Here is a 20,008-nt window from a genome sequence, read left to right on the forward strand (position 1 = left end):
CTATCTGTCCAGAGGCAACTTCCCCGCCGTGCCCGGTCGCGGGTCAGACCAGCGGTGCGCTGTGCCAGCGCTCGAAGACGCGACGCGGTCGCCCGGGCAGTTCGGCGCGGCCGGTTGCCCAGAGCAGCGTGGCCCAGGGGTCGTCGTCCGATCCGGCGGCCGCCGCCACCTCGGGGAAGAGCCGCGCCAACGCCCGCGCACAGAGCGCTCCCGGCGGCGCCCAGCTCAGACCGAGCCCACGCACCACGTCCTCGGTGTGCACCAGGGTCTCCACCACGCCCATCGCGGCGAAGCCCTCGGGGTCGGCCACCCCGTACGAGTGGAAGGCGCGCACCTGCGGGCGAGCCGTCCGGACCACCGCGGCCAGCAGTGCGCCACCGGCCTCCGACAGCTCCAGCAGCGCGGCGGGCCCCTCCTCCCGTTGCCCGAACACCGCGTTGGCCGGACCGCCCGGCCGCTCCCGGTGCCAGCGCAGCGCCACGTAGCGGTCCAACGGCGTTCGCCGCGAACCGACTTGGGCCGCATACGCCCACAGCCCATCGGCGGCGTGCTCCAGCGTCTCCCAGCAGTCCCAGTCCAACTCCCCTGCCGGGACCGACCAGTCGGCGGTCAGTGCGCCGTCCAGCGTCTCCAGGCAGAGATCGACGGCCGCCTCGACGTCATCGGCGGTCACGGGCAGGCGAGCATCAAGATCATGATTCATGGGGTGAAGGTAGCAAGTCCCGACCGTGCCGCGAGACTCCATTGACAGCATCTGACGGCCTCGTCAACGGTCACCGCCCATCGGCGAGCTACCCCGCCGCAAAACAGTGCACGGCCACCGTCACGCCGTTGGACCAGGTCTGATCCATCGTCAGCAGCAGTTCCCAACCCAGGCGACGATAGAGCTCGACGGCCGCCGTGCTCTCGGTCACCACGTCCAGTACCGGATGCAGCTCCCAGGCGCGCGCCTGTGCCACCACCGCGTCCAGCAGCCGCTCGCCTAGCCCGTGCCCACGCGCACCGGGTGCCACGTAGAGCCGACTCACCGCGCCGGCCTCAGCCGCTTCCCGACCCACGACCCGCGCCGCCCAGACCCCGGCCGCCGACGAGCCCGGACCACGGCAAAGCGCGGCGTGCCCGACGATCTCACCGGTGGCCGCCGAAACCGCCACCCAGGAGGCCAGTTGGTCGGACTCGACCAGCCAGCGGCCCGGCTCGGCGGGCCACACCACCGGGTAGCCGTCGGCCCGCTGGACCTCGCCGAGCGCGCTCACGCAGCCGGGCAGATCGCCGGACCAGCGCCGCCGGATCACGAACCGCTCCGAACTCCCCGCCACCCCAGCCCCCTTGGCGTCGCGCCGACCGGACCGACCCTGGCACGGCGCGGTCGAACCCGGCGTCGCTCGATCGGACAGCGCGAGCGTAACACCGCGATGTGGCTGCTCAACAGGGCTTCGGAAGTCAAGGGGCGGCGCTGGGCGTGGGACTCGTCAGCACCTCGATCGAGGTGAACCCCGGACACGTCGGCAGGGCCGTCAGCGTGGCGCTCCCAGAGCCCGCCGAACGGCCTGGCAGTTCGACTCGGAAGCATCGGTCGACTTCGTCGCCCCCGTAGGTGATCAGCCCTGGCTCCCGATAGACCGTCATGACCCTGATGTCGACCTTGAGGTCCGAGCCGCGCGAAACCGGCCGGAGCACCTGGACACCGACCGCCATGACACCGTTCACGGTACCGGCCCTCGCTCTCTGTGCGGTCTGCGCGTCCCGCCAGAGGTCAGCGTCGGTAGCCATGGAACGCTGGCCCTGCGAATCGACTTGCTGCGCGAAAGACGCGGCCATCGTCGCGATCTGTTGATCCGCTTCTCGGCGGTTCACCCCGGCCTGCCGTGAATCGGACACCTCACTCCAGGCCAGACTGACCACCACCGTCAACACCAGCGCGGCCAGCACGCTCAGCGCACAGCCGCACCCTCTCCCCGGCTCTCCTGCTGACATGACGTCCCCCAAGTCCCGGCGCTCATACGCTGCGTCACTGAATGATCAGCTGAACGCGCAGGACCGGCGGCGGATCGGTGGCTTTCGTGTCCGAAGGGAGATGCGGCAGACACTTTCGTGGACGACTCCACAGAGCAGTTGGGCGGGCAGCCCGGAAAGCGCCTACCTCAGGTGGCGGCAGGAGCGGAGCCAGTGTCACCGGACTGCGGATCGGTCGTCGCTGCCGGCGAGGGCGGCTGGGCCGCCAGGGAAAGCGCCTTCCGGGCCAGGCTCTCGTCCAGCGACGGGTCCTGACCGCTGAGTTGGTCGACCAGGTCGTCGATCGGGGTGGAGTTGTCGTTGCCGGCCGTCTGCCACGCCGGCTGGTCCTGCTGGAGCTCGGTGGCCAGCATGCCCACCTGGTCCTTGGCGCTGTCCGGCCAGTTCTGCCGGCTGAGCGCGATGTAGGCCTGGTTCATGCCGAGGGCGGTGTGCTGGATCCAGGCCTGCGCGTCGGCGTTGTGGTCCGCCGGATCACCGGCGGGCCTCATGGCCTCCGCCTGGTCCAACTGGCTGACGGCCTGCAGGAAGTTCTGCTGATCAAACGTCAGGGTGGTCGTGTCGCGACGCAGCGAGCCGACGCTGCCTCCCGGCGTGGTGTCGTGCAGGAAGCAGAGGGCGGCGTGGCGGGTGCTGTCCCAGCGGGCCTGGGTGTTCGGGTAGACGTAGCGGATGCCGACCGTGGCGGGTCGAGCCCACGGGTCGAGGATGTAGGAGAGTTCGGCGCTCTGGCACATGCCGGAGGCCTCGTTCGCGACTGCCGGCGCACCCGGGAAGTGGTCGTCGGCGAGCGTGACCGTCGACATCACCTCGCCGTAGTGCGGAGCGTCGCAAGCCGTCCGCACGCGCTGGATGCCGCCCGGCGTGGTGCGCTCGGTGAAGCAGTCGCCCGGCCGCAGCCCGAAGGGGCCACTGCCCGGCGCCGCCCCGACGGTGGTGGTGCTCGCTTTCGCGTCCCGGAAGCCGATGACCAGGCCCACGCCCGTGACCACGCTCCCGAGCAGCCCCAGCACGCCGAGCACCACGCCCGCGACGGCCAGCCCGCGACCGGCCTGGCGACGCCGGCCGAGCTGGACCAGCGCGGCGATCCCGAACCCGAGCGCGGCCGGCCAGAGGCAGCAGGTCAGCCCGGTGACGAGCGAGGTGACGGCGAGCCCGTTGGTACCCGCGAGCTGGGGCTGGGCGCCATAGGGCCCAGGCTGCTGCGGCGGGTAGTACGGGGCGGCCCCGGGCTGCGCCCAGGGGTCCGTGGGCGGGAGCTCGGGGGCGTCGCCGACCGGGGGCGCCCACGGGTCGGCCGGCGGCTGCGGCGACACGAGGGCGGTCGGGGTTGCGGGCTCGGGAGCGCCAGCAGGCTCAGGGGCCGCAGTGGGGGAAGGCTCGGCGATCTCCAGCTCAACGGTCACCGGCTCAACAGCCTGCGGAGCGTCCTTCGGGGACTCCTCAGCCGCCACGGAATCCGCCGGGGCCTGCGCAGCCTTCTTCAGCATGTCCGGCGCCGCGTCCTGCGCGCCGTTCTCCGCCACGCGGGCGGCCTCCGGTGCCTCCTCGGCGCCCTGTCCCGATATGTCCACCATGGTCGCGCTCGCTCCCCCTACCGCTGCCGTGCTGCCCGCGCAGCCGTCCGATCGAGGCCGGACTCTAGCGGATCTTGGGGACAGACATCGGCGCCGCCCCCACCCCACCGATCACGGCAGGGCCGGCGGGCGGCGCCGAGCGCGGGTCAGGCCTGCGGCGGGGCGACCGAGGCGAGGTAGGCGTTCGCCTTCGCCGGGTCGAAGAACCAGTTCTCGAAGTCCGCCGGGTCGTTGAAACCGTTGGCGAACCGGTGGGCCACCGGCGGCAGCTGGCCGGCGGCGCCGATCAGGTTGAGCACGTGCTCCGGCGGCGGGGCCAGCATGGCGTTGGTCCACTTGGTGACGTGCTGGGCGTCCTCCCAGTAACGGTCGAAGGCGGACTGCATGAACTCGCGGTCGAACGGCTTGTCCTCGTGGTCCAGGATCGCCTGCAGGTAGACGGCGGCGCACTTGGCGGCGTTGTTGGAACCCTGGCCGGTGATCGGGTCGTTCGCGACCACCACGTCGGCAACGCCCAACACCAGGCCACCACTCGGCAGTTCACCGATCGGGTTGCGCACCACGGGGGCGTAGCGGCCGGCCAGGGTGGCACCGGCGTCGGTGAGTTCGACGCCGCCAGTGGTGCGGTCGTACTCCCACGGCGTGAAGGTCTTCATCAGGTCCAGGGTGAGCCGCAGGTGCTCGGCCGGCTCCTTGACGTCGCCGAAGACGTCCAGCGGGCCGCCGGGGATTCCCTCCCAGAACAGGATGTCGCAGTCGCCCGACACGGTCAGCGCGGGGATCACGAAGAGCTCGCCGACGCCCGGGACCAGGTTGCAGCGCACGGCACGGAAGTCGTGCTCGGGGCGCGGGCCGAGACCGTGCACGTAGGCGACGGCGAGCGCGCGCTGCGGCGCCTCGTAGGGCGAACGGCTCGCGTCGCGGCCGAACATCGAGACCAGTTCACCCTTGCCGGCGGCCACCAGCACCAGGTCGTAGGTGCGGGCGAAGTAGTCCAGGTCGGAGACGGCGACGCCGTGCACGACCACCTGGCCGCCGCGCTGGGCGAAGGCCTCCAGCCAGCCGGCCATCTTCAGCCGCTGGTCGACCGACTGCGCGTAGCCGTCCAGTCGGCCCACCCAGTCGATCACTCTGGCGGAGTCGGGACCGGCCACCGAGACGCCGAGCCCCTCGACCTTGGGCGCCTCGGCCTCCCAGAAGTTGATGCCCAACTCCCGCTCGTGGCCCAGCGAGGTGTCGAACATGCACTGGGTGGAGAGCACCCGCCCATCGCGCACCTCGTCGGCGGTGCGGTTGGTCATCACCGTCACGTCGTAGCCGTGGGACTGGAGGCCCAGGGCGAGCTGGAGTCCGGCCTGCCCGGCCCCGACTATCAGAATCTTGCGCATCGCTGCCTGCCTTCTTGCTTGCTGCCCAGCTGGTGGGGCGAGGAGGTGAACTGACGGACCGTCAGGTATGAGCGGCGGCAACGGCCGGCTCGGCGGCCAGTGCGTTCAGCACCAGCGCGGTCAACACCGCGACCACCGAAGAGCGTTCTCGTGCGTCGCAGATCAGCACCGGCACCTGCGGCGGCACCGCCAGCGAGTCCCGCACCGCCTCGGGCGAGTAGACCGGCGCGCCGTCGAACTGGTTGACCGCCACCACGAACGGCAGCCCGCTGCCCTCGAAGTAGTCCAACGCCGGGAAGGAGTCGGCCAGTCGGCGGGTGTCCGCGAGGACCACCGCGCCGACCGCGCCACGCACCAGGTCGTCCCACATGAACCAGAACCGGCCCTGCCCGGGGGTGCCGAACAGGTAGAGCACCAGGTCCGAGTCGAGACTGATCCGGCCGAAGTCCATCGCCACGGTGGTGGAGGACTTGGCCGGGACGGCCGCGGTGTCGTCCACGCCGATGCTCGCCTCGGTCATCACCGCCTCGGTGGTGAGCGGCGGGATCTCGGAGACCGCGCGGACGAAAGTGGTCTTGCCGACCCCGAAGCCGCCCGCCACCACGATCTTGGTGGAGGTCGCGTTGCCGGTCACCAGCGGGACGCCCGGCGGCACGGCCACGGCACCGCCGGAACCATCGGACCTGCCGTAACCATCAGACCCGCCGGAGCCGCCGAACTCAGAGCTTGCGAAGTCCACCCAGCACCCTCTCCAACAGAACCCGCTTGGACGCCGGAACCTCGCCGGTGCCGTCCAGGTCGGTGCCGTCGGCCACATCCGCGCCGTGCACCCTGATCCTCCCCTGGTCAGCAAGGTCGCTGACCAGCACCTTCACCACACCGAGCGGCATCCGCAGCAGCGCCGAGATCTCCGCGATCGAACGCATCTGCCCTCGGCACACGTCACAGATCGCGGCCAGCTCGGGCAGGCTGCGGTCGGCCGGGTCGGCCGGCCGGTTGAGCGCCGACACCAGGGTCTCGACCAGCAGCACCCGGCCGAACCGGGTCCGCCCGCGGGTGATCGCGTACGGCCGCACCCGGGAGGAACGCCCTTGCCCCGAACGGACGGTGTCCGTACGCCGCCCCAGGCCGATGCCACCACCGCTACTTGTGCCACTGCCGCTACGGGCGGTGCCGGGCATGCTTCTCATCTCCTCCGGGCTCGAATCCAGGCTCATCGGACGGCCATCGCCCGGTGCAACTCGCTGCGCACCTGCGGCGTCAGCGCATGTCCGGCGCGCTCGACGAGCAGCGACATCTGGTAGGCCAGGACGCCCAGATCGCAACTGAGCGCGGCGTAGACACCGAGGCAGGACCCGTCGCTGATGGCCATCACCACCAGGTGGCCCTCGTCCATGGTCACCATGGTCTGCTTGACCCCACCGAAGTCGATGGCACGCGCCAGGCCCTGCGCAAGGCTGGTCAACGCCGAGACGATGGCAGAGAGTTGATCGGATCGCTGGCCCTGCTGCGAGTCGGCGAGCAGCAGCCCGTCGGAGGAGACCACGACGGCCTCCTCGACTCCGGCAACCAGGCCGAGGAAGTCGCCCAGCAGCCAGCGGACATTGAGCGCGCCCTGACTGACCGGCTGGCCGGCGTTGTTGGCCGTGGCGGCGGCGGCCGGGATGTTCCGGTAGTCGTATTCGCTCATCGGTCCTGTTCCTCGGCGGCGGACTCGCGAGCCGCTTGGCGCAGCCCGCTCTGGAAGCCGCCGAGTCTGCGACGCAGTTCTTCGGCGGAGGTACGGGAACGGTGCGGGCCGGATGTCTCAGCGGTGTTCGGAGCCGGCACGGCGCCCGCCGCGCTGCCGCCACCCGCAGCGGCCTCACTGCCCGCCGACTCGGTGGCGACCCGGCGCAACCCGGAGGTCGGCAACTCGCCGGTGCCCGGCAGGCCGCCGGCTCTGGGCACCCGCTTGGGGAGACCCAGCGAGGTGAACTCGCCGCCCTGCGGCGCGGTGGGGCCGGCCGGCCGGCCACCACCGAGCTGACTGATCGTCAACTGCCGGGTGGGGGTGTCGAGCGGGGAATCGTCGGGGAGCTCGGGCGCGGCGGGCCAGCCAGGCACGGTGGGCTCGGCAGGTCCGGCAGGTCCGGCAGGTCCGGCAGGTCCGGCAGGTCCGGTCGGCACGGTCGGCGCACTGGTCGCGCCTGACGAGGCCACTGCGGCCGACTCGCTCGACGCGCCAGGCGCGGGGGCGACACCGTTCACCGGCTCGCCCGGGGCCGCGTGCGCCGGACGGCGGCGCGGCAGCGCGGGCAGGCCCGGGTCGTCCAGCCCGGCGCCCTCGGCGGGCGCCGCCTGACGGTGCGTCGCGGGCGCGGACGCGGACGGGACCGCCCGGGCCGCCGCCTGTGTCACCGCGTCCGCCGCGGCCCGCTCGGCGGCCGCGAACTCCGTCGCCAGCCTGGCCCGTTCGGCACCGGCTGTGGCACTCCGCTCGGCCCGCCGCTGGTCGTCCAGGTCGGCCGTGCTCAACTCGTCCTGGTGCAGTGCCTCGCGCGGCAGCACCACCATCGCGCTGATCCCGCCGCCCTGCCCGTTCTCCCGCAGCTGGACCCGGACGCCGTGCCGACGGGCCAGCCGGGCCACCACGAAGAGCCCCATGCTGCGGCCGGTGAGCGCCCCCGCGAGCAGCGCGTCGCGGCGCTCGGCCTGATCGGTCGGCAGCGGCTCGGCGAGCTGCTCGTTGAGTGCGCGCAGCCGCTCGGCCGGCAGCCCGATGCCGCGGTCGGTGACCGCGAGCATCAGCTCACCGTTGTCCAGCAGCCAGCCGCCGACCTCGACCTGCTCCTGCGGCGGAGAGAACGCGGTGGCATTCTCCAGGAGTTCGGCCAGCAGGTGGCTGGTGTCGTCGGCGACCGCGCCGGTGAGCCGGACCGCGGCGAGGAAGCCGGGCTTGACCCGCTCGTAGCGCTCGATCTCGGAGATGGCGGCCCGCACCACGTCGAGCAGGGCGACCGTCTTGCGGCTGCGCGAGCTGTTCTCCAGACCGGCCAGCAGCAGCATGTTCTCGCTGTTGCGGCGCATCCGGGTGGCCAGGTGGTCCAGGCGGAAGAGGCTCTCCAGCTGGGCCGCGTCGGCCTCCCGGCCCTCCAGCGCTTCGATCAGCACCAGCTGGCGCTCCACCAGGGTCAGGGTGCGCATCGCGAGGTTGACGAAGGTGGCGTCCACGCTGCCCTGCAGCTCGTCGCGCTCCTTCGCCAGGCCGTCCCGCTCGGCCAGCAGCAGTTCGCACTCGCGCAGCAACTCCTCGAGCCGCGCGGCCGACTCGCCGTTGGCGGTCATCACCTGCTGCCACTGACCGGTCAGCTCCCGGTGCTGGCGCTGGAGTTCCTCGCGCTCCTGGAGCAGGGCCCGGTGCTCGTCGGACAGCGCTTGCACCTGGCCGCCCTGTGCCTCGCGTTCGGCGATCAGGCGGGCGCGTTCCTCCAGCAGGCCCCCACGCTCGTCGAGCAGCGCGGCCAGGTTGCGGGTGGCCAGGTCGCGGGCCTTCTCCAACGGGCGGGCGGTGACTCGGCGGACCACCACGGCGGTGCCCCCGACCAGCACCACGGCCGCCGCGCCGCCGGCCACCCACAGGTCACTGCCGCCGCTGCCGTGCGCGGCGCCGCAGCCGGTGAGGGTGGTCAGACCTGGCAAGACGATCAGCGACCCGAGGAGGCGGCGCCGAAGTCGCCGACCCACCACCGGCCCCAAGCGGTGGTGCTGCGCGGGTTGCTGACGCGCGGTCCTCTTACGCAACGGTGCTCACAATCTCGTCAGACCTCACGCACCCACGGTCCGTATCGACCCTGGTTGCACTCTCAGACAGGCGGCCGCACCCCGTTCCGCCGCTGACACCCGCAAGAGTGAAGCGCAGAACACATCGGAGAACAAGATCAACTCACTTGGTGGACTTGTCGGATCCTCCAGGCACAACTCCCGCCACAACAGGTTTCCGCAGGTCACAGATGCATCACCGACGGACGGTCGAAAACTTCGCGAGCGCGAATGTGACGGATATCTCACCTCGCGCGGCGATGTGTTCATGATTGAAACAGTCGACCCACCGAAGGATCTGCGGAGCCATCTCGATATCTCCTCGACGCCTCCCCGGCGCCTCCTTGATGCCACCTTGACGAGGCGCGGAATCTCGTTGCCCCCGGAGGCGCGCCCGGCCACCCCGAGCCGAATGAGAGCAGGCCAGCGGCACTGCCGGCCGGCGCCACGACATCCGGCAAGCCCACTCGGGCGCTCACCCGAATGCACTGCGGGAATAACCGAAGAAAATCCTCGCAAAGCCCTTGGAAATGACCCGGATAACACCGGCGGGCATATCGGAGAGCGGCGCCCTTGAAAGGACGTGTCGACCACTCCCGGATTTTCCGATTGGTCCCTGGTGGCACTTGGAAGCCGACGGTCGATGGCCCACCCCGCAGCGCGAGCCCCGCCACGCAAGGGAGGGAGCGCTTTGCTGCGCTCGCTCCCGGCTTCATGTGCACGTCACCTTGCCGAGAAGAAGTTCGCACCGGGATGATCACCGAGCAAGGCGGAGCGACGATTCGTCGTTCACGAAGGATCACGCTACGAGCCGTCAACTGCCCACCCGGGGCTGAAGACCCGGCCCGGGATACCGGGCCCGGGCGGGAGCCGGGGGCTCGACCGGGCGAGCCCCCGGCGAGCCCTCAGCGGCAGGTGCGCAGCCGGTCCAGGGTGACGTAGCCGTGGTCGGCCGCCACCTCGTGGTCGTAGCAGCCGCCATCGGCGGTGTGACCCACGTAGTGCTCAGTGCCGCTGCCGTCGGCCTGCACCGTGGTGCCGGACTGCCGCTGCAACACGCCCGCGGCGGTCAGCCGGTCGTCGCTGCTCGACTGCTCGTGCCAGCTCCCCTCGCCGCGCCAGTTCCCCTCACCGCGCCGGGTCTGGTCCACCAGCTGCCGGGCCACCGTCACCTGACCGCTCACCAGGTAGCTGTCGGCATCGGCGCCCGGCGTGTAGCTGCTGGTCGCGTCGAGCGGATACGACCAGCTGCTGCGCCGCTGCTCGGACCCGCCGTGGCCACCGTCGGTGCTGGTCACCGTCCAGCCGCTGTCACGCTGCACGGTGACCTGGTTCTGACCCTGGTTGGAGAGGGTGTCGCTGTTGCGGTAGTCGGTGTGCTGATCCACCCGGGTGGTGATCCGGCCGCGCGAGGTGTCCACGTACCCGGCCAGCGTCCAGTCCCGTCCGGCGTTCACGGTGATCAGCTCGCTGCCGTCGGCCTGGGCCGTCTCGGTGGTGGCCGCCTGCGGCGCGGCGGTGATGGTGTCGGTGGTGACGGCGCCGCCGGTCTGCGCGCGCAGCGGGTCGGTGGTCAGGAAGAGGCTGCCGTCCAGCGTCCAGCCGTCACTGATCCCGGCCGGGGGCGCGAGCGTGACGGTGTGCGGCTTGCCGTCGGTCAGGGTTCCGGCGAACGGTGTGAGGTCGACGTCGTACGGCTGGGTGCGGAAGGAGTCGATGCTCGGGATCGGCCGCCACATCAGCGGACTGATCCCACCGGTGTAGATGACCGGGAACGGCTGCACCACCCCGGCGAGCCGCCCGTCGACCAGCACCTGCACCTCACGGTAAGTGCCGCCGCCGCAGAGCCCGTAGCCGGGGTGGGCGGCCGCGTAGTCGTCGGGCACGTTGGAGTACCAGAACTCCTCGCAGCCGCCGCCCCGGGCGTAGAGCTGGAGGTGGGCGCCGGTGAGGTTGCGCGGGAAGGTCAGCGTCGAGGTCGCGGTCTGACCCTTCGTCAGCGTCCACCAGCCGGGCGCGGTGGTCGACTGCGAGACCGGGAGCACCTGGTCCGCGGTGGCGGCGGGCGGGTTGTGCCGGTCCGCCTGGTAGTAGGTGACCGTCATCGTCATGTGGTAGATGCCGGTGTAGGTGGAGTTGACCACGTTGCCCAGGTCGACGACCACCGGTTGCGGGGTGCGCAGCAGCGGGATGAAGCTGCTCAGGTCCTGGTCGACGTGCCAGCTGATACCGGCCGCGTCGGGTTCGGGCGTGCTGGTGCGGAACACCTCGGCCCCGCCGATCCAGACACCGGCCAGCCGGTCGTACTGCCGACCCGCGACGCTGCCGGACCAGTCCAGCACCACCTTGCTCCACGGCCCCGGGCAGCCGGCCGGTGGCGTCAGGGTGCCGGTGAAGGGCTGGCCGTAGCTGTTGGCGAAGTCGTGCTGCATCGCGGTGACGGTGCAGTGCGCGGTGTCCGGGCGGCTGATCGGGGGCAGCGCGGTGACGGGGTCGCCGTAGTTCGTCTCGACCCGCGCGGCATCGGCTGCGCGGGGGGCCGCGGGAGCGGCAGGGGCGGCGGGAGCAGCAGCGGGAGCGACCGCGCCGGGCGGGCCGGCGGTGGCTGCGGTGGCGGCCGTCGGGAGGCAGAGCGCGGCGGCCACGGCGAGGACCAGAGTGGGGACGGCGCGGGCGAGCGAGCGCCGGCGGGAGGGGGAAGCGACGGTGGGTATCGGCACGGTTGGCATGTACTCACGGGCCGACGATCACTGTCAAGGGTGCCGACCGGCCTTGACGGGCAAGGCGGTTGAGGTCCGCCGCCGGTGCTCCCGTCCGCGAGGACACGGGAGCACCGGCCGCCCGGTGGGCAGCACCGCGAGCGGGCTCAGTGCTGCTGGTGATGGGGATCGTGGTGCAACTGCGCGGCCATGCCACGGCACCAGCGGGCGAGCTCGTCGCGGTCCCAGCTCTGCCCCGCGCAGAGCGCACCGACCTGCGCGTCGGTCAGCCGGTTCGGGCCGGCCATGGCCAGCAGGTGGCCCATCTCGTCCAGCAGCACCGCGAGGCGCTGGGCATCGGTGTGATCAACGGTGGCGCCGGCCTCGGTGTGGCCGAGCGTGACGGATCCAGGCATCACGGACTCCTTCGCTAGCGGGCCCCTCACCCACGGTACGGCGGGCCATCGCGCACCGCCCACCAGTCGTGGCAGGCCCGCGACGGCTTCCGTGACAGGCCCGTGAGGGCTTCCGCGACAGGCCCGCGACGGCTTCCGCGACAGGCTCAACGCCGTTCGTGGCAGGCCCGCGCCGACGGTCAGCGCGGACGGTCAGCGGCGACGCTCCGTGCTCACCACCACGCAGACCGCCAGCACCACGATCGCGCCGCCCAGCAACTCGGAGAGCGTCAGGCGCTCCGCCAGCACCAGCCAGCCGAGGAAGACCGCGACGACCGGGTTCACGTAGGCATAGGTGGCGACCAGGCCGAGCGGTGCGGACTGCAGCAGCCAGGCGTAGGCCGTGAATCCCACCAGGGAGCCGACCACGATGAGGTAGACCAGGGCGACCCAGGACCGGGTCGAGACGGCGCCGAGGTGCAGGTGGAGTTCCTCGCCGCGGGCCAGCGCGACCAGCAGGCAGCCCAGTCCGCCGATCAGCATCTCGTAGGCGCTCGCCACCAGGGGGTTGGCGGGCATCGGCAGGCGGCCCGAGATGAAGGAGCCGACCGCCCAGGAGATCGCGCCGAGCATGATCAGCACCAGCCCGCCGAGCGAGACGTCCCCGCTCAGCCCCGGGGCCGAGAGCACCGCGAGGCCGCCCAGGCCCAGCAGCACACCGACCAGCGCCGCGCCGCCGGGCCGGTCGCCGGTCGCCGTCCGCAACACCACCACCCAGAGCGGCACCACGGCGACCAGCAGTGCCGCGAGACCGGAGGGCACCCGGCCCTCGGCCAGCACCAGCAGGCCGTTGCCGCCGACCAGCAGCAGCACGCCGACCAGGGCCGTCGAACCGAGCTGACGCCGGGTCACCCGCAGGGCGGCGGGGCCCAGCCGCCAGGCCAGCACGCCCAGCAGCAGCGCCCCGGCGAACAGGAAGCGGGCCGCCGCCCCGAGCAGCGCCGGCATGGTCTCCACCATGATCCGGATGCCGAGGTAGGTGGAGCCCCAGACCACGTAGACCACGGCGAGCGCGGCCCAGACGGTCCCCGATATTCGCGCGCCGCCGTCCAGGGCGGCAGGGCCGGCCGACGGCGCAGCCCGCCCCGAGTCCGCCGGACCGGCGGACCGCCCGGTTCCGATCGACGTCATGCCTGTCTCCTCGCCTCGCTCCGTGACCCGGCCAGGGGCCATCAGAGCGCATCGGGGAGCGGGTCCGCCAGCGGTGCCGTCGGCGCCTGGCCTTGGCGGCTGGAAAGCGCTCTCCGCGACAGACCGGGACATCGCTCTCCTTTCCCAGGAAAACGCTCTCCGTTCTGGGCAGACGAGCACGCTGTCGCCGTCCGGGCCGGCGCTGGAAGAATCCCGGTGGATGCCACACCCAGGCTGCCCGCACGCGGGTCGCCCGCACCCCGCCGAGGAGGACCAGCGCCGTGACCGACCCCGTGCTGCCGCTGTTCGTCTACGGCACGCTGCGCCTCGGGCAGCGCTACCACGCCCGCTACCTCGGTGGCCGCTGCGAGCGGATCGAGCCCGCCGTGCTGGCCGGCGCCACGCTGCACGAGGGGCCCGGCTACCCGTACGCGGTGGCCGACCCCGATCCCGGGCGACTGGTGCACGGAGAGCTGATCACCGTGCGACCGGCCCAGTTCGGCCAAGTGCTGGCCACGCTCGACGAGTTGGAGGAGTGCCACCCGGACGGCACCGGGCTCTACGTGCGGCTGCGACTGCCCGTCACCCTCGACGCGAGCGGGGAGCGGGTGCCGGCCTGGGTCTACCTGGCCGGCCCGAAGCCGGCTGCCCGGCTGCGCGAGCGACCCGCGCCGATCCCCTCCGGCGACTGGGCGGACCGGGGCTGACCAGCCCTGACCCATCGGTGCTGACCCACCTTCAGACCTGACGCCGGAACCCCACCGTCTATGCTCGGCTTCCGCGCTCGCATGCGCTGAGCTGGCGCGCGCTGGAAGGGCCCCGGGGGGCCAGGCACAGGGGGGAGAGCCGGATGGGTGTGGTTCCAGGTCAGGGTGGGGGCGGGCCGGGCGGATACCAGGTCCACCCGCAGGCGATGGACGCGGTGGCCGGGCAACTGTCCCAGGTCGCCGCCGACCTCCAACAGGCAGAGAGCAGCTACAACGCGCCGGTCTGCTACGCGGGCTCCGCCTTCGGGGAGTTCGGCATGGACCAGGCCTGGGAGAAGTTCGACACCGACTGGGGTGCGGAGATCCGGGTCACCCAGCGCGCGGTGGCGGAGCTGAACCAGAACCTCACCTCGACCACCGCCAACTACCGCGCCGCCGAGGCCACCGTGGCCGGCTCGCTGACCGCCATCGGGGCGAGCCGATGAGCAAGGTGAGCGACCTCCAGCACGCGCAGAACGCGATCCAGCACCTGGATCCGATGTATGTCGGGGTGTCCCTGATCGGCGCGATCCAGCAGGCGCTCGCCGTCGGCGCGCCGGTCGGCGACCCCGCCACGATCCGCGAGCGGGCCAAGGCCTACGCCGACACCGCGACCGTCTACGTCCGGGCCGGCTCCGACCTGACCTCGGTGGCCTCGGCCCAACTGCCCAGCGCCTGGCAGGGCGCGGTGGCCGAGAACGCCACCGTCGCGGTGCAGGCGGTGGCCGACGAGACCACGCTCTCCCAGCAGACGCTCTCCGAGGCCGCCCAGTTGCTCTCCACCTGGGCGGACGACCTCTCCTGGGCCCAGCAGACCGACGCGCAGGGCTGCGCCTCGCTGCAGAACGCGCAGAACGCCGTTCAGCAGGGCGGCGACGACGCGGTGCTCCAGGCCCGGTCGACCGCGCTGGACGGGGTCAACGCCCGGCTGGCCGCCGCCCAGCGCGCCGAGGACTGCGGCACCAACACCGCGAGCCGGCTCGGCCAGTTGGCCGCGGCGGCCCGCGCCGAGCACGCGGGCCAGGGCTCGCTCGACCCGCTCAGCGCGGTGGTGCTGGCCGACGCCAAGAACCCGGGCGGCAGTGAGGACGCCGGTGCGATCCTGACGGACAGTCAGCTCGACCGGGCCACCCAGATCTTCGGCACCATGAACGGCGCCGACCAGGCCGCGTTCAGCGCGCTGCTCTCCAACGCCAAGTCCCCCGAGGAGGCGGCGTATCTCTGGAAAGCGCTTGCCGCGGGCCACTCGGTGGCCGACATCCAGCAGTTCGACGCGGGGATCCACCCGCACGGGGACGACCCGGTCTGGCTCTCCTCCCACCTGATGCCGGCCACCGGGAACGCGGGAGCGATGAACGAGGCACCGGGGAACGTCTACCTGACCTACCAAGGGCAGCAGAGCACCACCCTCGACGGGACGAACTGGCTCTACATCTACAGCCAGGGCAACGTGAACGACTGCGTGGCCGCCTCCACCGTGATCGCCCAGGCCCGGATCGATCCGCTGACGATGTACCAGCTCACCACGGGCGGCACACCCGACCAGCCCGGCGCCGACTCGCCGGCGGCCTTCCAGCAACGGCTCCAGCAGATGTACCTGGGCCAGTACCGGCAGGGCCAGTCGGCCGACGGCGGGATCAACCCGAAGGTCGGCATCGGCCAGACCGGCGAGACCCTGCTGGCCAACCAGGATCTCGGCGCCGCGACCGGCAGCAGCTACGAGTACGTCGGGATGCACAACGACGGCGACCGGCAGGCCTCGGTCCGCCGGATCGAGAACTCCGTCGACCAGGGTCTGCCGGTGCCGATCGACGTGAACGGCGCCAAGGGCGCGCACCAGATGATGATCATCGGGCGGGACAACAACATGCTGGAGATCTACAACCCCTGGGGCCGGACCGCCTGGGTGAGCGAGGACCAGTTCGTCCACGGGCAGCTCGGTTCGCTGACCGACGGCGACAACCTCAACAACGCCTACGCCCTGGAGCTGCCCAAATGAGGACGGTCCGCGACGACGCCGAACTGCTGGGCCTGGACGTGGCCACCGCGATCACCCGGGGGCTGCTGCTCGACGGCGGCCCGCGCCGAGCCCTCTTCACCGAGGCGGCGATCGCCGCCTGCCACGAGGCCGAGCAGGCGGGCCTGGGTCCCTATCCACTGAGCTTCCTGGCCCGTCACGTGCGCGCGGGCGGCTTCACCGCCGCGCTCGACCTGCCCGAACCGGCCCCCGGCGCGCGGGCGCAGGCCCTGGTGCGCGGGTGGATCCGGGCCGCCGCGGCAACCGGGCTCGACGTCAGCCGCGAGTTGCTCTTCGCGCGCTGGCTGGCCCAGGTGGCCGCGTTGATCGCGCTGCGGCGCCAGGCCGGGGCGGGCTCCTGATGCGCCGCCCGACACGCAGACTGACTCACCGTCAGATCGCTGTGGCCACCCTGGGAGCGGCGATCCTGGTCGGCTGCTCCTCTGCGGCCCAGCCACCGGGCGCGCTGCTCACGCTGCCGTCCGGCGACGCCGCCGACCGGGCGCCGGTGGGCGGCACCGCGACGAGCCCGCCCACCGCCCCGGGCGCCTTCCCGACGGACCAGGTCGAACTGCGGGTCGGGCAGCGGCTGCTGGTCGCCACCGTCCGTTCCGACCTGCCCGAGGCCTGGCTTCCCGGCACGGTCGCCGACTCCCATGTGGTGCGACAGGACCCGGAGAAGACGGTGCACGGCTGCTCCCCCGACGTGGCCGGCTGCGAGGCCGACGTCGACGAGGTCTACACCGCCGTCTCCGCCGGCAGCACCACGGTGAGCTGGACGTACGAAGTGCTCGGCTGCCAGAGCGCGAGGCCCGGGCCGCCGCCGCACCTGCTCTGCGTGAAGGCCACCAAGGCCGTCCACATCACCGTCACCGCCTGATCAGGAGCGCCCCCGTGTCAACAGTCAACGTCGGCGTGGTCGGTGTCGGCAACTGCGTCTCATCCATGGTCCAGGGCGTCACCCACTACACCGCCGCACCCGACGCGCCCGGCCTGGCCCATCCGGTCTGCGCCGGCTACGCCATCGCGGACATCCGGTTCACCGCCGCCTTCGACGTGGACACCGCCAAGATCGGCCGCGACCTGGCGGAGGCGATCTGGGTCGCGCCCAACAACTCGACCCGGTTCGCCGAAGTCCCCTCGCTGGGCGTGCCGGTGGCCGAGGGCATCCTGAGCGACGGCGTCGGCCGTGGCACCGGCCAGCGGATCACCGCGCGTGGCGCGGCCACCGTCGAGTCCGTCGCCGAGCACCTGAAACTGACGCGGACTCAGGTACTGGTGAACTTCGTGCCGGCCGGCAGCCAGCAGGCTTCCGAACTCTACGCCGAGGCGGCCCTGTCGGCGGGGTGCGCGTTCGTCAACTGCCTCCCGTCGGTGATCGCGCGCTCACCGCGCTGGGTCGAGCGGTTCGCGGCGGCGGGGCTGCCGCTGCTCGGCGACGACCTGAAGAGCCAGTTCGGCGCCACCCTGGTGCACCGCGCCCTGGTGGAGCTGCTTGCGGCCAACGGCGTGCGACTGCGGAACACCTACCAGCTGCTGGCCGGCGGCAACATGGACTTCGTCAACCTGCAGGACGCCGAGCGGATGCGGACCAAGAAGGACTCCAAGGCCAGCGGCCTGCGCGGCGCCGACGGCAGCGCCCTGCTGCCGCCGGAGAGCGTGCATGTGGGCGCCGACTACATCCCGTTCCTGGCGGACCGCAAGCTCGCGATGATCCGTGTCGAGGGAGAGGGTTTCGGCGGCACCCCGGTCGAGTTGGACCTGCGGCTGAGCGTGGACGACTCGCCGAGCGGCGCGGGCAACGCGCTGGACGCCGTCCGATACCTCAAGTTCGCGCTGGACCACGGGATTTCGGGCCTGCTCGACCCGGTGGCGGCGCGCCTGATGAAGGCCGTGCCGCGCCCGATGAGCGAGGAGGCGGCAGCGGCCGGGCTGCGTGATCTGCTGACGCTGCGTCAGGACTGAGTGCCGGCCGGGTCGATGGCGTGCAACAGTGCGCCGTCCTGGGAGACCCAGCGCCGGGGCCGGTGTCGACGTCGAGGGAGGCCACCTAGGGCCTCTCTTACGGATCTTGCCGGGCGCGCGACGCCGGGCATCCCGCCTGGACGCACCGGCGAATCATCCAAGTACGACCCAGTACGAGGACGATCCGCCGGCACGCCCAGCCGGGCGCCGTGGGGGCACCTCCCGGCCGAAGGCTGGGGGAGCCGCGCGCCCCGCGGCGTCAGCCGCTGGTGTCACAGCCGACAAGATCCGTAAGAGAGGCCCTAGCCGTCCGCCGGCCCGGGAACCAGCAGCGGGCGGCTGCGGCGGTCCAGCCGGGACGGCAGCCGGCAGGTCCAGTGCTGGTCGGCCGGCTCGACGGCGGTGACGAAGCCGTTGTCCGCGAAGGTGTGGAGCCGGCCATGCGCGGCGAGGCGAGCGGGGCCGGATAGCGCCGGCGCTGGGCCTCCCCCGGCTGCTGCCCGCCGCCCGTGCAGCGCCGACACACAGCACCGGCGTCCGGGTCGGGCCGGACGAGGTCGAGCCGGACGGTCGGGCCGGACGCGGTCGGGCCGGTCAGGAGGAGCGGCGGGTGCGGGATCAGGTCCAGCCGGTCCGAGCGCGCCGTCCGGGTCCGCCGCGGGCGGCCGGATCGGCGAGCACCTCGGGTGGGTCGAGGGGAGCCCCGTCCTCACCGCCCTCGTCGAATCACCAGGACCCGCCGGCCGTCCTGCCGCTCCCCGCCCCCGAAGATCGCTGAACGTCGCTGAAGATCACCCGGACGCGACCCTACCTCGCGCTGCGCCACGGGCAGGCCGGGTGTAGAGAGGAAAGGTGCTTCCCCGGTGGCTTTCCGACGTGTCCGCAGGGCCCCGGCGATCCAGTCGCGCCCTGGTGCTGCTGCCGCTCGCACTGATCGTGGTGATCACCGTCGCCGACGTGCTGAGCCCGCCGCAGATCCACCTCGGCCCGCTCCTCGTCGTGGCTCCCGCGATCACGGCGTCCTTCGCCGGCACTCGGTTGACCGCGCTGGTCAGTCTGCTGGCGGTGGCCGCGCTGACGGTGATCGGTGTCATGCGCGACGGGATCACCACGTCCAACCACGAGACCCAGATCGTCGGGTTGATCGCTGTTTCGGGCGTGGTGGTCAGCTTCACCGCGCTGCGCGATCGGCACGCGCGCGAGCTCACCCAGGTCCGCTCGGTGGCCGAGGCCGCGCAGCGGGTGTTGCTGCGCCCGCTGCCGACCCGGGTCGGCCCGCTGCGGATCGCCTCGATCTACCTGGCCGCCGAGGAAGAGGCCCAGGTCGGCGGCGACCTCTACGCCGCGGCGCGGACCACCTCCGGCACCCGGCTGCTGGTCGGCGACGTCCGCGGCAAGGGGCTGACCTCGCTGAGCGAGGCCTCGCTGCTGCTGGGCGCGTTCCGGGCCGCCGCACACCTGCAGGCGTCGCTGCCGGACCTCGCCGCCTACCTGGACGGCAGCGTGAGCTGGGACCTGGCGGCGGCCGGGTCGGGCGACCTGACGGCGGCGGACCCGGGGAACGGGGACACCGCGGGCGATGCGGGCGATGCGGACGGCACGAACGGCACGGGTGGCCTGGATGGCGCGGACGCGGAGGACGGCCTGGGCGGTGCGGACCGGCGGCAGGCCGGCGACCGGCTGGAGAGCCCGGAGATCGAGTCGACGGAGTCGTTCATCACCGCCGTGATCCTGGAGATCCCGGACGAGGGGGACTGGATCCAGGTCATCAACTGCGGCCACCCGCCGCCGCTGCTGCTGCACCAGGGCGACGTGCTGGCGCTGGAAGCGGCCCGGCCCGCGCCGCCGCTGGGGCTGGGCAACCTGGCCGCGACCGGCTACCACACCGACGAGTTCCGATTCGCGCCCAAGGACCGGCTGTTGATCTACACGGACGGCGTGATCGAGGCCCGGGACGCCGGTCGGACCTTCTACCCGCTCAGCGAGCGGGTGGGTGCCTGGGCCACCGAGCCGCCCGCGCTGCTGCTCCAGCATCTGCAGCGCGATCTGCTGGTCCACGCGGGCGGCCGGCTGGGCGACGACGCGGCCATCGTGGCGGTGGAGCGGGTGGAGCAGGTGGAGGGGGAGCCGTGGAACGGGGAACGGGCGAGTACGGAGCCGGTGCGCACGGAGCGGGTGAACGGGCAGCGGTAGCCCCGTTCCGATCCCACGAC

Annotated in this window: 20 protein-coding genes; 7 read left to right on the plus strand and 13 right to left on the minus strand. The window is 72.3% G+C overall.

Annotated elements, in window-relative coordinates; genetic code table 11:
* Positions 1 to 43: 43 nt before the first annotated feature.
* From ABH937_RS15860 to ABH937_RS15915, 12 genes are all read right to left on the minus strand, one after another.
* Positions 44 to 703 carry a hypothetical protein gene (locus ABH937_RS15860; RefSeq protein ID WP_370218530.1) on the minus strand — a complete coding sequence of 220 codons (660 nt, stop codon included), beginning with the start codon at positions 701 to 703 and terminating at the stop codon, positions 44 to 46.
* Between the two features lie 88 nt (positions 704 to 791).
* Positions 792 to 1,319, minus strand: a complete 528-nt coding sequence (locus ABH937_RS15865) for a GNAT family N-acetyltransferase (RefSeq protein ID WP_370218532.1) — start codon at positions 1,317 to 1,319, stop codon at positions 792 to 794.
* A gap of 124 nt (positions 1,320 to 1,443) precedes the next feature.
* The gene (locus ABH937_RS15870) at positions 1,444 to 1,932 is read right to left on the minus strand and encodes a hypothetical protein (protein WP_370218535.1); all 489 of its coding nucleotides are present in this window, start codon (positions 1,930 to 1,932) and stop codon (positions 1,444 to 1,446) included.
* A 212-nt stretch (positions 1,933 to 2,144) separates the two neighbouring features.
* Positions 2,145 to 3,593, minus strand: a complete 1,449-nt coding sequence (locus tag ABH937_RS15875) for a DUF4190 domain-containing protein (RefSeq protein WP_370218537.1) — start codon at positions 3,591 to 3,593, stop codon at positions 2,145 to 2,147.
* Positions 3,594 to 3,739: 146 nt separating this feature from the next.
* A complete protein-coding gene (locus tag ABH937_RS15880) occupies positions 3,740 to 4,981 on the minus strand; it encodes a styrene monooxygenase/indole monooxygenase family protein (RefSeq protein WP_280690010.1) in 1,242 nt (413 codons plus the stop codon).
* Positions 4,982 to 5,042: 61 nt separating this feature from the next.
* Positions 5,043 to 5,642, minus strand: a complete 600-nt coding sequence (locus ABH937_RS15885; RefSeq protein WP_370218540.1) for an ATP/GTP-binding protein — start codon at positions 5,640 to 5,642, stop codon at positions 5,043 to 5,045.
* Between the two features lie 58 nt (positions 5,643 to 5,700).
* Positions 5,701 to 6,162, minus strand: a complete 462-nt coding sequence (locus tag ABH937_RS15890) for a DUF742 domain-containing protein (protein ID WP_370218541.1) — start codon at positions 6,160 to 6,162, stop codon at positions 5,701 to 5,703.
* A gap of 32 nt (positions 6,163 to 6,194) precedes the next feature.
* On the minus strand, positions 6,195 to 6,671 hold the full coding sequence (locus ABH937_RS15895) for a roadblock/LC7 domain-containing protein (RefSeq protein ID WP_280690013.1): 477 nt from the start codon (positions 6,669 to 6,671) through the stop codon (positions 6,195 to 6,197).
* The gene (locus tag ABH937_RS15900; protein WP_370218544.1) at positions 6,668 to 8,662 is read right to left on the minus strand and encodes an ATP-binding protein; all 1,995 of its coding nucleotides are present in this window, start codon (positions 8,660 to 8,662) and stop codon (positions 6,668 to 6,670) included. The genes ABH937_RS15895 and ABH937_RS15900 overlap by 4 nt, the downstream gene beginning before the upstream one ends.
* Before the next feature lie 1,025 nt (positions 8,663 to 9,687).
* Positions 9,688 to 11,502, minus strand: coding sequence for a peptide-N4-asparagine amidase (locus ABH937_RS15905; protein WP_370218545.1), 1,815 nt, complete (start codon positions 11,500 to 11,502; stop codon positions 9,688 to 9,690).
* A gap of 146 nt (positions 11,503 to 11,648) precedes the next feature.
* Positions 11,649 to 11,897, minus strand: a complete 249-nt coding sequence (locus tag ABH937_RS15910; protein WP_280690016.1) for a hypothetical protein — start codon at positions 11,895 to 11,897, stop codon at positions 11,649 to 11,651.
* Positions 11,898 to 12,089: 192 nt separating this feature from the next.
* Positions 12,090 to 13,067: an EamA family transporter gene (locus ABH937_RS15915; protein ID WP_370218547.1), complete on the minus strand. Its 978-nt coding sequence runs from the start codon at positions 13,065 to 13,067 to the stop codon at positions 12,090 to 12,092.
* 281 nt (positions 13,068 to 13,348) lie between these two features.
* Here ABH937_RS15915 and ABH937_RS15920 point away from each other — a divergent pair, with 281 nt between their 5' ends.
* The 6 genes from ABH937_RS15920 to ABH937_RS15945 all read left to right on the plus strand — a co-directional run bounded on the left by ABH937_RS15920 (position 13,349) and on the right by ABH937_RS15945 (position 17,795).
* Positions 13,349 to 13,774 carry a gamma-glutamylcyclotransferase family protein gene (locus ABH937_RS15920; protein WP_370218549.1) on the plus strand — a complete coding sequence of 142 codons (426 nt, stop codon included), beginning with the start codon at positions 13,349 to 13,351 and terminating at the stop codon, positions 13,772 to 13,774.
* 143 nt (positions 13,775 to 13,917) lie between these two features.
* On the plus strand, positions 13,918 to 14,259 hold the full coding sequence (locus ABH937_RS15925; RefSeq protein WP_370218550.1) for a type VII secretion target: 342 nt from the start codon (positions 13,918 to 13,920) through the stop codon (positions 14,257 to 14,259).
* Entirely contained in the window at positions 14,256 to 15,812 is a 1,557-nt protein-coding gene (locus ABH937_RS15930; RefSeq protein ID WP_370218551.1) for a hypothetical protein, read from the plus strand. Before ABH937_RS15925 ends, ABH937_RS15930 begins: the two co-directional genes overlap by 4 nt.
* Positions 15,809 to 16,192: a hypothetical protein gene (locus ABH937_RS15935; RefSeq protein ID WP_370218552.1), complete on the plus strand. Its 384-nt coding sequence runs from the start codon at positions 15,809 to 15,811 to the stop codon at positions 16,190 to 16,192. Before ABH937_RS15930 ends, ABH937_RS15935 begins: the two co-directional genes overlap by 4 nt.
* 41 nt (positions 16,193 to 16,233) lie before the next feature.
* Positions 16,234 to 16,710, plus strand: a complete 477-nt coding sequence (locus ABH937_RS15940) for a hypothetical protein (protein ID WP_280690022.1) — start codon at positions 16,234 to 16,236, stop codon at positions 16,708 to 16,710.
* A 14-nt stretch (positions 16,711 to 16,724) separates the two neighbouring features.
* A complete protein-coding gene (locus ABH937_RS15945) occupies positions 16,725 to 17,795 on the plus strand; it encodes an inositol-3-phosphate synthase (protein WP_370218553.1) in 1,071 nt (356 codons plus the stop codon).
* A gap of 302 nt (positions 17,796 to 18,097) precedes the next feature.
* Here the strand turns inward: ABH937_RS15945 and ABH937_RS15950 are convergent, their stop codons facing one another.
* Positions 18,098 to 18,319, minus strand: a complete 222-nt coding sequence (locus ABH937_RS15950; protein ID WP_370218554.1) for a hypothetical protein — start codon at positions 18,317 to 18,319, stop codon at positions 18,098 to 18,100.
* 352 nt (positions 18,320 to 18,671) lie between these two features.
* Here ABH937_RS15950 and ABH937_RS15955 point away from each other — a divergent pair, with 352 nt between their 5' ends.
* Positions 18,672 to 19,988, plus strand: a complete 1,317-nt coding sequence (locus ABH937_RS15955; protein WP_370218556.1) for a PP2C family protein-serine/threonine phosphatase — start codon at positions 18,672 to 18,674, stop codon at positions 19,986 to 19,988.
* The last annotated feature ends 20 nt before the right edge of the window (positions 19,989 to 20,008 follow it).

Origin of the sequence: Kitasatospora sp. GAS1066B (assembly GCF_041262605.1) — a bacterium.
In the GTDB taxonomy this organism is placed as follows: domain Bacteria; phylum Actinomycetota; class Actinomycetes; order Streptomycetales; family Streptomycetaceae; genus Kitasatospora.

Excerpts from the sequence above, each read along its gene's own strand:
- ABH937_RS15860 (WP_370218530.1), bottom strand. The coding sequence starts at position 703 with ATGAATCATGATCTTGATGCTCGCCTGCCCGTGACCGCCGATGACGTC.
- ABH937_RS15875 (WP_370218537.1), bottom strand. The coding sequence starts at position 3,593 with ATGGTGGACATATCGGGACAGGGCGCCGAGGAGGCACCGGAGGCCGCC.
- ABH937_RS15880 (WP_280690010.1), bottom strand. The coding sequence starts at position 4,981 with ATGCGCAAGATTCTGATAGTCGGGGCCGGGCAGGCCGGACTCCAGCTC.
- ABH937_RS15890 (WP_370218541.1), bottom strand. The coding sequence starts at position 6,162 with ATGCCCGGCACCGCCCGTAGCGGCAGTGGCACAAGTAGCGGTGGTGGC.
- ABH937_RS15895 (WP_280690013.1), bottom strand. The coding sequence starts at position 6,671 with ATGAGCGAATACGACTACCGGAACATCCCGGCCGCCGCCGCCACGGCC.
- ABH937_RS15910 (WP_280690016.1), bottom strand. The coding sequence starts at position 11,897 with ATGCCTGGATCCGTCACGCTCGGCCACACCGAGGCCGGCGCCACCGTT.
- ABH937_RS15915 (WP_370218547.1), bottom strand. The coding sequence starts at position 13,067 with ATGACGTCGATCGGAACCGGGCGGTCCGCCGGTCCGGCGGACTCGGGG.
- ABH937_RS15925 (WP_370218550.1), top strand. The coding sequence starts at position 13,918 with ATGGGTGTGGTTCCAGGTCAGGGTGGGGGCGGGCCGGGCGGATACCAG.
- ABH937_RS15930 (WP_370218551.1), top strand. The coding sequence starts at position 14,256 with ATGAGCAAGGTGAGCGACCTCCAGCACGCGCAGAACGCGATCCAGCAC.
- ABH937_RS15935 (WP_370218552.1), top strand. The coding sequence starts at position 15,809 with ATGAGGACGGTCCGCGACGACGCCGAACTGCTGGGCCTGGACGTGGCC.